The organism is Sphingobium sp. VMM, assembly GCF_056790315.1.
In genome coordinates this window covers 109982-122515 of sequence record NZ_JBXGSI010000006.1, presented here as the reverse complement: position 1 = coordinate 122515, position 12534 = coordinate 109982, and the positions used below count along the sequence as shown (strand labels likewise).

At 65.6% G+C, this 12534-nt stretch carries 9 protein-coding genes; 4 read left to right on the top strand and 5 right to left on the bottom strand.

The features are described 5' to 3' along the window. The first annotated feature begins 43 nt into the window (after positions 1-43). Together ACUCV3_RS09725 and ACUCV3_RS09720 are read left to right on the top strand one after the other, a co-directional pair. The gene (locus tag ACUCV3_RS09725) at positions 44-1657 is read left to right on the top strand and encodes an FAD-dependent oxidoreductase (protein WP_048937352.1); all 1614 of its coding nucleotides are present in this window, start codon (positions 44-46) and stop codon (positions 1655-1657) included. Positions 1658-1660: 3 nt separating this feature from the next. Then, a complete protein-coding gene (locus ACUCV3_RS09720; protein WP_048937353.1) occupies positions 1661-2344 on the top strand; it encodes a DUF6624 domain-containing protein in 684 nt (227 codons plus the stop codon). Positions 2345-2353: 9 nt separating this feature from the next. Here ACUCV3_RS09720 and ACUCV3_RS09715 read toward each other — a convergent pair whose 3' ends face one another. After that, positions 2354-2818, bottom strand: a complete 465-nt coding sequence (locus ACUCV3_RS09715) for a MarR family winged helix-turn-helix transcriptional regulator (RefSeq protein ID WP_048937354.1) — start codon at positions 2816-2818, stop codon at positions 2354-2356. 128 nt (positions 2819-2946) lie between these two features. Here ACUCV3_RS09715 and ACUCV3_RS09710 point away from each other — a divergent pair, with 128 nt between their 5' ends. Next, complete coding sequence (locus ACUCV3_RS09710; RefSeq protein WP_017502198.1) at positions 2947-3375, top strand: organic hydroperoxide resistance protein; 429 nt, start codon at positions 2947-2949, stop codon at positions 3373-3375. A gap of 57 nt (positions 3376-3432) precedes the next feature. Here the strand turns inward: ACUCV3_RS09710 and putA are convergent, their stop codons facing one another. Beyond that, positions 3433-7059 (bottom strand): trifunctional transcriptional regulator/proline dehydrogenase/L-glutamate gamma-semialdehyde dehydrogenase, encoded by a 3627-nt coding sequence (gene putA, locus ACUCV3_RS09705; RefSeq protein WP_482240589.1) that lies wholly within the window; start codon positions 7057-7059, stop codon positions 3433-3435. Between the two features lie 98 nt (positions 7060-7157). Here putA and ACUCV3_RS09700 point away from each other — a divergent pair, with 98 nt between their 5' ends. Further along, positions 7158-7643 carry an Lrp/AsnC family transcriptional regulator gene (locus ACUCV3_RS09700; protein ID WP_004211443.1) on the top strand — a complete coding sequence of 162 codons (486 nt, stop codon included), beginning with the start codon at positions 7158-7160 and terminating at the stop codon, positions 7641-7643. On the opposite strand, the gene ACUCV3_RS09695 is transcribed toward ACUCV3_RS09700, so the two are convergent. The 3 genes from ACUCV3_RS09695 to ACUCV3_RS09685 form a co-directional block, all read right to left on the bottom strand. After that, entirely contained in the window at positions 7640-7843 is a 204-nt protein-coding gene (locus tag ACUCV3_RS09695; RefSeq protein ID WP_048937356.1) for a hypothetical protein, read from the bottom strand. The two genes, ACUCV3_RS09700 and ACUCV3_RS09695, sit on opposite strands and share 4 nt — an antisense overlap. A 76-nt stretch (positions 7844-7919) precedes the next feature. Next, positions 7920-9152 carry an SGNH/GDSL hydrolase family protein gene (locus tag ACUCV3_RS09690; protein WP_482240588.1) on the bottom strand — a complete coding sequence of 411 codons (1233 nt, stop codon included), beginning with the start codon at positions 9150-9152 and terminating at the stop codon, positions 7920-7922. Positions 9153-9546: 394 nt separating this feature from the next. Continuing rightward, the gene (locus tag ACUCV3_RS09685; RefSeq protein ID WP_037507560.1) at positions 9547-12411 is read right to left on the bottom strand and encodes a TonB-dependent receptor; all 2865 of its coding nucleotides are present in this window, start codon (positions 12409-12411) and stop codon (positions 9547-9549) included. Positions 12412-12534 lie beyond the last annotated feature (123 nt).

Here is a 12534-nt window from a genome sequence, read left to right as displayed (position 1 = left end):
CCATCGCCATCATCGCGCGACACGGAGTGGCGGGAGGCCGGCGATGGAAACGATCGGGCGCGATCTGCGGGAGATGCAGCGTGTGCCGCTGACGGCCGAGCATGTCGCGGCGCTGCGGGCCGAGGGCAGCGAGGCGGTCTATCCCGCGGGCACCTATATCGTCCGGCCCGGCGACCCGGTCGACCGCTTCATCTATGTCGAGGATGGCGAGATCGAGGTGGTCAATCCGTTTGGCGAAGAGCGGCATGTCCCCTCCACCATCGGGCCGACCCAGTTCATGGGCGAGATTTCCTTCCTGGGCGGCGGCAGCTGGTCGATCCCGATGCGCGCAGCGCGCGATACCCGCGTGCTGGAAGTGCCGCGCCCGGCGATGCTGCGGTTGATGGCGGCGATCCCGGAAATGTCGGACATCATCATCACCGTGCTGGCGGCGCGACGCCGGCGGCAGCTCGACATGGGCGACAGTACCCTGGTGCTGATCGGCGAGGACGAGGATCGGGCGGTGCGCTGCATCGCCGAATTCGCCAGCCGCAACCGCCTGCCCTACACATCCCACGCACTGGGCAGCGACGACGCCCGGCGGGTCGCTGCCAGTTGCGGGGCGCAGGCGGACCAGCCTGCCGTGATCTTCGGTCGCGACAATGTCGTTGCCGATCCCACGCCCGAGAAGGTCGCCCGGCTGTTCGGCCTCGATCGCGGCTTTACCGAGAATGAGACGGTCGATCTGCTGATCGTGGGCGGCGGGCCAGCCGGCGTGGCGGCGGCCGTCTATGCCGGGGCCGAAGGGCTCAACGCGCTGGTGGTGGAGGATATCGCGATCGGCGGTCAGGCGGGGACGTCGAGCCGGATCGAAAATTATATGGGCTTTCCCACCGGCATTTCGGGCGCCGACCTGGTCTGGCGCGGCGAGGTGCAGGCGATGAAGTTTGGCACCCGCTTCCTGATGCCGCGCCGGGTGACGGCGCTGGAGGAAACCGGCGACGGCCATTATTGCGGCGTCTTCGACAATGGTCAGCGCATCTGCGCCCGCGCAGTGCTGGTCGCGACCGGCGTGGAATATCGCCGCCTGCCGATCGACCGGCTCGCCGAGCTGGAGGGGGCCGGCATCTATTATGCCGCGACCGAGAATGAGGCCCGCTATTGCCGCCAGGCCGAAGCCGTGGTGGTCGGCGGCGGCAATAGCGCCGGCCAGGCGGCGATGTTCCTCAGCCGCAGTGCGCGCCATGTCCATCTGCTGGTGCGCGGGCCTTCGCTCGCTTTGTCGATGTCCAGCTACCTGTCGAGCCGGCTGGAGGCCGACCCGGCGATCACCATCCATTATGACACCGAAATTGACAGCCTGCATGGCGATGCGCAGCTCGACACGGTGACCATCCGTCATGCCGACGGCAGCGCGCGCGAGATCGCCTGCTGCGCCCTGTTCATCATGGTCGGCGCGGCGCCCAATACCGGCTGGCTGTCGGGACTGGTGGCGCTGGACGACAAGGGGTTCGTGCTGACCGGCGATGCGGTCGAGGCCCCCTCCCCCTATGAAACCTCCCGCGCCGGCATCTTCGCGGTCGGCGACGTACGCGCCGGATCGGTGAAACGCGTAGCTTCCGCCGTGGGCGAAGGATCGGTCGTGATCTCGCGCATCTGGAGTCATGTGAATGGGTGAAGCATGAAGGCAGCGCTTCTTTTCCTGCAGGCCGCCACCGGCGCCATGGCCCCTGCCCCGACGATGGACGCCATGCGCCAGCAGGTGACCGATGCCTATCGCCAGGAGGAGGCGCGACAGGCCGCATTGCCACCGGCGAAGGACGATGCCGAGAAGATCATCCGGCTGGGCACGCTGGATCAGGTCGGTCGCATCACCATGATGAAACTGGACTGGTCATTGGTGCCCGCCGACCAGCAACCGAAATGGCGCGGAGCCATATTGGCCGAGATCAGTCGCCATGACAGGCTGAATCAGGAACGGCTCAAGACGTTGATCCCGGAAGAAGGATGGTTCCGGATTAGCGTCTACGGCAAGGAAGCGGCCCGCGCCGCCTTCCTGATCGTTCAGCATGCCGTCGATGATCCGGCGCTGATGCGCGGGACGCTGAACCGGATGGAGGCCTTGCTGCCGGATGGCGAGGCCGAGGGCCAAGCCTATGCGATGCTCTATGACCGGGTGGCGATGACATTCGACAAGAAGCCGCAGCGCTATGGCACCCAGGTCAATTGTGTCGACGGCCGATGGCAGCCGACCGACCTGGAAACACCCGATACGGTGAATTCGCGCCGCCAGGCGATCGGCATGTCACAGACCATCGAGCAATATCTGGCGATGTTCGATAACGCCCAGTGTCCGAGGGCATAGCGCGCCCGGTCAGGCCGCGCGCTGCAGCTTCTCCCGCAGCGTTACCAGCGACTGGTTGAGCGCAGCGATTTCCTCGATCGAGATGCCGACGGCCTCCATCAGTTCGGCCGGGACGCAGGTTGACACGTCCTGCGCCACCGACTGACCCTGCTGCGTCAGGCGCACGCGGACCACTCGTTCGTCGATGATGTCGCGCTGGCGGGTGACGAGGCCCGCCGCCTCCAGCCGCTTGATCAGCGGGGTCAGCGTATTGGATTCGAGGAAGAGCTGACCGCCCAGTTCGCCGACCGTCTGATCGTCGCGCCGGGCCAGCGCCACCATCACCAGATATTGGGGATAGGTGAGGCCGTAGCGATCGAGCAGCGGCTTGTAGAGCCGGTTGAAGGCGAGCCCGGTCGAATAGACGCCGAAGCAGAGAAAATCATCGAGCGCGCCGCGCGCGGCATCTTGGGTAGTCATGGCGGGGGTGGTCATGGCGATACTCCTTGCCCCGAAATATAAATCGCACGCGATATGATCGCAAGGGTTGACGACGCACGTCGGCAGGCACATATAGATCGCACGCGATTTAATCGCAGATGATTAAACGAAAGGACCGATCGATGAGCAGCAAGATCCTCTATTCCACCAGCGCCACCGCAACCGGCGGCCGTGACGGCAAGGCCGCAACCACCGATGGCAGCTTCGCGGTGACGCTGGGCACGCCCAAGGAACTGGGCGGCAATGGCCAGGGCAATAATCCCGAACAGCTGTTCGCGTCGGGCTATGCCGCCTGCTTCCTGGGTGCGATGAAGTTCGCCGCCAGTCAGGACAAGGATCTGCCCCGCGTACCCGCCGACGCCAGCGTCACCGCCACGGTCGGCATCGGCCCGCGCAGCGACAAGGGCTTTGGCCTGGACGTCGCGCTGGAAATCAGCCTGCCGGGCGTCGACAAGGCTGCTGCCGAGGCGCTGGTCGCCGAAGCGGACACGATCTGCCCCTATTCGCACGCCACCCGCGGCAATATCGAGGTGCGCCTCAGCGTCGCCTGACGCGCGGCATTCTAGCCAAAGAAAAAGGGCGGCCTTTGCGGGCCGCCCTTTTCATCATCAGCCGATCATCATCAGGCTGGCATTGCCGCCCGCGGCGGTCGTGTTGATGGAGGTCGACACCTCCTCCAGCAGCCAGTCGAGATGCCAGGCGCGCTCGTCGCCCGGCGCGGCGGCATGAACGGTGACGATCGGCCCATCCAGTTCGGCCACCGCCTGGGTTGCGGCGAGGATCTGGTCGGCATCCCCCTCCACCAGCATCGCGGCGAAAGGCGCGTCAGGCTGGGCGTGAAAATGAGCGGCGACGCTGGCGGGCAGGCCCTGTGGCAACAGCGCCCCTTCGATCACCGCGCGATTGCCGGTCGCCAGCACGGCGGCCATCTGGGCCAGCAGGCCCCGCCGCGTGCCCGGACGCAGCAGCAGCAGGCCGCGCGGATGCAGCGCATAGAGGTTGGTCTCGCCGACCGGGCCGGGCAGCGCCAGTTCGACGCCGAGCGCCGACGCATCACCATAATGGCGCGCAACCGCCGCCGCCTCATGATCGTCCTGCGCCTCCAGCCAACTGACGAAATCATGGATGGGCGAGGCGAGATAGCCGACCCGCTCAGCAAAGACCGGCGCGGTGCGGGTCAGGCGGCCGAGATAGAGCGGCCCGCCCGCCTTGGGTCCGGTGCCCGACAGGCCGCGCCCGCCGAACGGCTGAACCCCGACGATCGCGCCGATGACGTTGCGGTTCACATAGATATTGCCGGCCTTCACCCGCGCGGTGACGCGCGCCACCGTCTCGTCGAGGCGGGTGTGCAGGCCGAAGGTCAGGCCATAACCGGTGGCGTTGATCGCATCGACCAGCGTATCCATCCGCTCGCGACGGAAACGGATGACGTGCAGCACCGGGCCGAATATCTCGCGGGTGAGGTCGGCGATGCTGTCGAGTTCGATGATGGTCGGCGCGACGAAGCTGCCGTGCGCCGCCTCCTCGGGCAGTTCCTGCTGCTCGACCTTGCGGCCGAGCGCACGCATCGCGGCGATATGCTGTTCGATGCCCGCCTTCGCCTCGGCCGTGATGACCGGGCCGGTATCGACCGCGAGCCGATCGGTGCGGCCGATGCGCAATTCCCTGAGCGCGCCCTTCAGCATGGTGAGGGTGCGATCGGCGACATCCTCCTGCAGGCACAGGATGCGCAGCGCCGAACAGCGCTGGCCGGCGCTGTCGAAGGCGGAGGCGATGACGTCGGCCACCACCTGTTCCGCCAGCGCCGAACTGTCGACGATCATCGCATTCTGGCCGCCGGTTTCGGCGATCAGCGGGATCGGCTTGCCCGCGGGCGACAGGCGGGTGGCGAGCTGGCGCTGGATCAGCCGGGCGACCTCGGTCGAGCCGGTGAACATGACGCCCGCCGTTTCCGGCGCGGCGACCAGCGCGGCGCCGATCCGGCCGTCACCGGGCAACAGTTGAAGCGCTTCGCCGGGCACGCCGGCCTCATGAAGCAGGCGGACGGCTTCGGCCGCGATCAGCGGGGTTTCCTCGGCAGGCTTGGCCAGCACCGGATTGCCCGCGACCAGTGCCGCCGCGACCTGTCCAGTGAAGATGGCAAGCGGGAAGTTCCAGGGGCTGATGCAGACAATCGGCCCCAGCGGCGCCTGATCCGGGCCGAAGGTGCCGCGCGCCTGCGCCGCATAATAGCGCAGAAAGTCGATCGCCTCGCGCACTTCGGCAATGGCGTTGGGCAGCGACTTGCCCGCTTCGCGCATGATGAGGCCGAGCAGCACCGGCATCCGGTCCTGCATCGCGTCGGCCGCCCGATCCAGCATGGCGGCGCGATCGGCAACGGGCGTGTTGGGCCAGCAGGCGTTGGCGGCGCGGATCGCGGCGGCGCGGGCGTGATCGGCGCTCGCTTCCCAGACGGTGCCGACAATGTCGCGATGGTCGGCGGGGTTGCAGACCGGGCGCGCCTCCCCTTCCCCGCCTTCGGGCCCTTCCCCGCCCTCGGGCGCGGCGGTCCAGGCGATGGTGGCGCTGTGCTGCAGCGCCTGTGTCAGCGCGGCGAGCGCGCCTTCGTCACTAAGGTCGATGCCGTCAGAATTGCGGCGATCGGGATAAAGACCGGCGGGCGCGGCGATCTGGTCGTGCCGGGCGCCGGGATGCGGCATGGCGCGGACGATCTCGACCGGATCGGCGATCATCTCCTCGATCGAGACATCGGGGTCGGCGATGCGGTTGACGAAACTGCTGTTCGCGCCATTTTCCAGCAGGCGGCGGACGAGATAGGCGAGCAAGGTCTCATGCGTGCCGACCGGCGCATAGATGCGGCACGGACGGTCCAGCTTGTCCTTGCCGACGACCTGCTCATAGAGCGGCTCGCCCATGCCGTGCAGGCACTGGAACTCATATTTGCCGATCGCGAAGTCCGGCCCGGCCATCTGGTAGATGGTGGCCAGCGTCTGCGCATTATGGGTCGCGAATTGCGGGAAGACGGCGTCGGGCGCGGCCAGCAGCTTCCTGGCGCAGGCGACATAGGCGACGTCGGTATGGACCTTGCGGGTATAGACCGGGAAATCGGCGAGGCCATCGACCTGCGCGCGCTTGATCTCCGCATCCCAATAGGCTCCCTTGACCAGGCGCACCATCATCCGGCGATTGGCGCGGCGGGCGAGATCGATGATCCAGTCGATGACGAAGGGGCAGCGCTTGCCATAGCCCTGGACGACGAAGCCTAGGCCATCCCAGCCAGCAAGGTCGGGATCGAGCGCCAGGCTTTCGAGCAGGTCGAGCGAGAGTTCGAGGCGATCCGCCTCCTCCGCATCGATGTTGAGGCCGATGTCGTAGCGCTTCGACAGCTGCGCGAGTTGCTTCACCGCCGGCAGCAATTCGCCCATCACCCGGTCGGCCTGGGCCCGGACATAGCGCGGATGGAGCGCCGACAGCTTGATCGAGATGCCGGGGCCGGCATAGATGCCGCGACAGGCCGCCGCCTTGCCGATGGCGTGGATCGCCTTTTCATAATCGGCATAATAGCGCGCGGCGTCGGCGGCGGTGGTCGCCGCCTCGCCCAGCATGTCATAACTGTAGGCGAAGCCCTTGGCCTCCAGTTCCTTGGCGCGCTTGACCGCTTCCTTGATCGTCTCGCCGGTGACGAACTGTTCGCCCATCATCCGCATGGCAAGATCGACGCCGCGACGGATCACCGGTTCGCCGGCACGGGCGACCAGGCGGGCGAGCGCCGCCGCCAGGCCGCGATCATCGACGCTGCCGACCAGCTTGCCGGTGACGACCAGACCCCAGGTCGCGGCGTTGACGAACAAAGACTTGCCGCCGCCCAGATGCGAACTCCAGTCGCCATCGGCGATCTTGTCACGAATGAGCGCGTCGCGCGTGTCATTGTCGGGAATGCGCAGCAAAGCTTCGGCGAGACACATCAGCGCCACGCCCTCCTGACTGGAGAGCGAATATTCCTGGACCAGCCCCTCGACCCCGGTGCCCTTGTGATTGGCGCGCAGGGTGGTGACCAGATGACGCGCCGTGTCGGCCACGGCGGCGCGGGTGGCGCCGGGCAGGGTCGCCGCGTCGAGCAGCGGGGCAAGGCACTCCGCCTCATCGCGGCGATAGGCGGCGGTGATCGCCTGGCGCAGCGGCGACTGATCGCGGATGGCGGGGGCGAAGGCGGCAAAGGGATGCTGGTCGGTCATGCGACCAGAATATCCGATTGGCGCATTTCATTCCGTCTTATGAATGCCCCGATAAATGCCAAAGTGACTTATTAATGGCAGCATGATAGGCAAATTGCATGAGCAACAAGCCTGCCATGGTCGAAATGGATGAGTTCGACCGCCGTATCATCGCCGCGCTGGTCGAGGATGGCCGCATGACCGTGACCGATCTGGCCGCCAGCGTCGGCCTGTCCAAGACGCCCTGCCAGGTGCGGTTGAAGCGGTTGCAGGAGAGTGGCGTCATTCGCGGCTTTCGCGCGATCGTCGATCCGGCGAAGCTGGGCATGGACCATGTCGCCTTTACCGAGGTGAAGCTGAGCGACACGCGAGAGAGCGCGCTGCGCGAGTTCAATGCGGCGGTAAGGCGCATCCCGGAGGTCGAGGAATGCCATATGCTGGCGAGCAATTTCGACTATCTGCTCAAGGTCCGCACGTCCGATATTCGCCGCTATCGCATGGTGCTGGGCGAGAAGATTTCCGCCCTGCCCCATGTCGCCAGCACATCGACCTTCGTGGCGATGGAGACGGTGCTGGAATCGGGCAGCAAGCGGCCGCGCCGTTAACGCGGGACCGAAGCCCCTTCCACCCGGATGCCGCGCCGCTGAAGCTCGGCCCGCGCCGCCTTCTGATGCGGGGTCAGGCGATGATAGTCGGTGGTCGAACGCCAGATTTCGAGCACATCCTGATCGCTGCGAAACGCGACGTCCGCCTCTGCATTGGCATAGTCCTGCAGACGATATTTCCTCGGCGCTTTTTCGATCACCCGTCATCCCTTTCGCGGGAGACGTAGCGGATTTTACGTAAAAGCCGCGTGATCGGGATCACGCGGTTAAGGCATGTTAATCAAACAGGGCCAGCGGCACGGCGTCGCCCATGGCGCGATAGCCGGCCGGATTGGGATGGAGCGCATCGCCGCCATCATAAGCGGGCAGCAGCCGGTCGGGGCGCGCAGGATCGCGGGTGGCGCGGTCGAAATCGACCAGCCCGTCAAAATGGCCCGGCGCCCGTATCCAGGCATTAACCGCCTGCCGGTCCGCCTCATTCTGGGCATCGGCATGATAATAATCATTGCCGACAAAGGGCATGATGGTGGCGCCGATCACCTTGATCCCGCGCGCATGGGCGCGGGCGATGATCTGGCGATAGGCGCCGATGATGCGGGCGACATGGGCCTTGTGATCCTCGCCACTGACGGGCGCGTCGCGGGTCAGCGTGCCAAGATCATTGACGCCTTCCAGCAGGACCAGGTGGGTGACGCCGGGCTGGGCCAGCACATCGCGGTCGAGCCGGACCAGCGCATTGGGGCCAAGCCCGTCGTTCAGCAGCCGGTTGCCGCCGATCCCCTGATTGACGACGGCGATGTCGCGGCGCTTGGGATCGGCCTGCAAACGCTGGGCGAGCCGGTCGGTCCAGCGATCATTGCCGTTGGTGGTCGATCCCTTGCCATCGGTGATGGAGTCGCCCAGCGCCACGACCAGCCGTGCGGGCGCGCAGCGTTCGACCTCCAGCGCGGCGAGATTAAACCAATGGTCGAACGAGGCGGCGCCCGCCATCACCGTGTCGGTCAGATGATCGCCGGGCAGATGCCAGGAGGTGGCGCGCGAGCCGGGATGCGAAGTCTGTTCCGGTTCGCCCTGATAGCGGATGGTGATGGCGATATTGTCGAGCGCGGCGACCGGCAGCGATACCGGGTCGGAGAGATAATCGGCACCAGCGGGCACGATCAGGTCCGGGTTGCCATCGAAGCGCAGCGAAATGAGCGTGCCGGGATCGATCGCCGGCGATGTGCTGGCGCGCGCGCGGGCGATGCTGACGCCAGCGATATGGAGCGGCGCGGTGCCGGCGAGGTTGGAGATGCGCACGCGCAGCCGGTCGCCGGCGATCGAGGGACGGACGATCTGGCGCAGCGACTGGTCCTTGAGCGTGCCGGCGGGCAGTGCCGCGTCGTCGGTCGGGCGGAATTGCGAGGAGACCCAGCCCGACACCCAGGTCGGCGTGCAGGTCTTTGCCGCCGCCGGGCTGGTCGTGAGGGCCAGGAGCGAGAGGCAGATCAGAAGCGGAGAACGCATCATCGGCAGGTTCCTTTCAGCGGCGGCCCGACCGGCACGCGACGCCATTGCAGGGATATGAGAATGTCACAGTTCGAAGTTCACACCGTTGCACGATAGAATTTCGGCCATTTCCGCCGAAATCGCGAGGATGGCGCGACAGTGAGGCGCCCGTGAAGCGACAGCCATGCAACACCGACGCGACGATGAAGCGACACCGAAGCGACAACAAGACGACACCCAAGCGACAGCGGATGCGATCGATGGAGGCGGAGACGGGCGGTTTCATCCCACAGGGTAGATCAAAGAAAATCCAATTTGGGAAGCACTCCGGTCCACAGGCCGAGGACCGCCCCATGCTCCCAAGAAAAAGGGCCGGCGTTGCCTCCGGCCCTGTCAGTGCATCCCTGGGGGAGGATCAGAAGTTGGCCCGGATACCGGCCAGCACGGTGCGACCGGGATAATAGACCGAATAGGCCGCGTTCGAATATTCGAAGGTGGTGCGGATCGGCTCGTCCGTGATGTTCAGCACATCGAGCGTCAGGCGCAGCGCCTTGTTGAAGAAGGGCAGCTGATAGCCGGCCGACATGTCGAGCTGGCCACGGGCGTCGGACTTGAGGTCGGCGCCGTTGATGCCGTTCTGCGGACCGTTCACGGCGATCGCCTCGTCATTCCAGACATAGTTCACGCTGACCGACAGACCGCCATTTTCATAGAAGCCCTGCAGGTTGTAGCTCCAGGGCGACACGCCAGTCGCAACCAGACCCGAGGAGGAGGACTGCTTCAGGTAAGTGCCGTTGGCCGAGAAGCCGAGGCCCTTCACCAGGAAGTCGAGCGGCTGCACCCAGGTCGCTTCGATACCCTTGATCTTGAGATCGCGCAGGTTGACCGGGCGGTTCACGGTGATCGGCAGCTGAGCGACCGGGATGCCGGTCTGGAGCGACCGGTCGTTGAGGGCGTTCTGCTGCGTCGAGATCAGGCTGTCGAACGGAATGTTGAGCGACCCGAAGGCAACCTGTTCGGAGGTGGTGACGGTGAAGCCCTGGATGTTCTTCATGAACAGCGACACGCCGACATAACCGATGCCGCCGGTGTAGATTTCGCCGCCCAGGTCATAATTGTCCGAGGTGTAGGGCTTGAGGTTCGGGTTGCCCGCCGTGGCGGTCAGCGCCGAAGGATCGGAGAAGGTGATGCCCGGCAGGATCGCGCCGGCATCCGGGCGGGTCATCGTCCGCGAGGCCGAGGCACGCAGCTTCACATTGTCGGCGACATCATAGGTCAGGTTGATCGACGGCAGGAAATTTTCGTAGGTCGAGGACGAGGTGATGTCGACGATCGCCGTGCCGACCTGGCTCGGCCCGACGACCAGCTGGTCGGTGTGGGCGTAGCGCATGCCGGTGTTGATGTGCAGGTCGCGGCCGGCAATGGTCGTGACGCCGTTCAGTTCGAAATAGGCACCCCAGACCTTTTCATCCATGTCGCCGGTCGCACCGCCAGTGACGGCACCGCGTGCTTCGGGCGCGCTGTCGCGATAGCTGGCATAGTTGGTGGCCTGCTTGAGCGCATCGAAGTCCGGCACGATGAAGCCGGCGGTCGAGGAGCTGCGCAGATACTGAGCGATGGCGCTGGTCGGCACGGTGCCGGTGGCGCCGGTGCAGCCAGTGCCGCAGACCGACAGCTGATAGGCGGTGCTGTTGTCATAGGCGCGGATCGAACGGGTCGCCTGATCATAGGCGCCGCCGACCTTCACGTTGAACATGTCATCGCCATAGGTCACGTCGAGATGCGCGCCCTTGGTCTCGGTCTTGCGACGGACCAGCTGGATATTCTGGCGATACCATTGCCAGCTGCCATTGTTCGGATCGTTGAGGTCGAGATTGCTGGTGATCGACGGATAGTCGCCACCGGTATTGTCATAATAGGTTTCGACGCCCGACTGCGGCGTGGTCTGGAAGGCCCAGGTCGGCTGTTCGCGGAAGAAGCGGCTCTTCGACCAGTTGGCGCTGAGGTCGACCTTCAGATCCTCGGTCGGCTGCCAGCTGACGCTCGGGTTGACGTTCCAGAATTTGGTCGTCTGCTTGAACAGGCTGGCTTCGAGGAAATAGGAGGAGTTGGCGAAGGTGCCGCTGGTGACGACGCCATTGTCATCGACGGTCAGGTCGATCGGCACCATGCCACCGGTCGACTGGGCGCTGGTGCCCGGCCCCGAGTTGCGGACCTGCCAGTTCATGTTGACCTTGCTGTAGTCGCGCTTGGACTTGGCCCAGATGCCGTCCAGGGCGAAATGCAGCTCGTCCGACGGGCGCCATTCGAGCGAGGCCAGCGCCGAGATGCGCGAGCGATCGCCTTCGGTCAGGCTCTTGCGGCCGAGACGCGGGATCAGTGCGGTGCTGAGCTGGTCGCGGGTGAGGCCCGAAGTGGCGACGACATCGACCGGCTGGCCGGCGACCAGGCCATGGCCGGTATTGTTGGGAACGACCGAGGCCCAGGAGAAATTATTGCCGCCGGCGTCGCCGGTGCCGAGATTACCGTCGGTCCAGCCGACCGATTCAAAGCCATCGACGCGGGTCTTGGTCTTCACGCCGGCAACGCCGACAAGGATACCGAACGTGTCGGTGGTGTGGCTGGCGACGATCGCGCCGCGCGGGCTGAACTTGTCGTTATTGTCGGTATATTGGCCCTGCGCCACGACGGTGACATGGGTGCCTTCCTTGTCGAAGGGACGGGCATTGCGCAGGTTGACGGTGCCGGCGATGCCACCTTCGAGCGTCGAGGGCGACGGGCTCTTGGCGAGGTCGAGGCGGGTGAAGAGTTCCGACGGGAAGAAGTCGAGATCGACTTCGCGGTTGGCGCTGCCGCCGTTGGTGCCGCCATCCGATGCAACCTGAAGCTGCGAACCGTTGAGCAGCACGCGGGTGAAGCTGGGGCCAAGGCCGCGGATCGCGACCTGGGTGCCTTCACCGTTGATGTCGCGGTTGAGGCGCACGCCGGGCATGCGGTTCAGCGTTTCAGCGAGGTTGGTGGCGGGCAGCTTGCCGATATCTTCCGCGAAGATCGAGTCGCCGAAGGCAACCGCATTCTTCTTGGCGTTGGTGGCGCTTTCCAGCGAGGCGCGGATACCGGTGACGACGATGTCGGCGGTTTCGCTGTCCTGCGGCGCGGCGGCGGTTTCGGCCGGTGCGGCGGCATCCTGCGCGGCGGCAGCCTGGGCCAGGCCCAGCGCACCGAAGGCGGATGCGGCGAACAGGGCCGCACGGATATTATGGTGGCGTGAAACGTTCATACAACCTCTCCCCGAGCGCTGCCCCCGACTATCCGGTGGGCGTATCTGGTAGCGCTATCAGATGCAGACCAATAAAGTGCCCGTCCCAATTGTCAAGATATGGGACGGGCGAAAATGGTAACG

Coding starts and splice junctions, on each gene's coding strand:
- ACUCV3_RS09725 (WP_048937352.1), top strand. CDS start 44: ATGGAAACGATCGGGCGCGATCTGCGGGAGATGCAGCGTGTGCCGCTG.
- ACUCV3_RS09720 (WP_048937353.1), top strand. CDS start 1,661: ATGAAGGCAGCGCTTCTTTTCCTGCAGGCCGCCACCGGCGCCATGGCC.
- ACUCV3_RS09715 (WP_048937354.1), bottom strand. CDS start 2,818: ATGACCACCCCCGCCATGACTACCCAAGATGCCGCGCGCGGCGCGCTC.
- ACUCV3_RS09710 (WP_017502198.1), top strand. CDS start 2,947: ATGAGCAGCAAGATCCTCTATTCCACCAGCGCCACCGCAACCGGCGGC.
- putA (WP_482240589.1), bottom strand. CDS start 7,059: ATGACCGACCAGCATCCCTTTGCCGCCTTCGCCCCCGCCATCCGCGAT.
- ACUCV3_RS09700 (WP_004211443.1), top strand. CDS start 7,158: ATGAGCAACAAGCCTGCCATGGTCGAAATGGATGAGTTCGACCGCCGT.
- ACUCV3_RS09690 (WP_482240588.1), bottom strand. CDS start 9,152: ATGATGCGTTCTCCGCTTCTGATCTGCCTCTCGCTCCTGGCCCTCACG.
- ACUCV3_RS09685 (WP_037507560.1), bottom strand. CDS start 12,411: ATGAACGTTTCACGCCACCATAATATCCGTGCGGCCCTGTTCGCCGCA.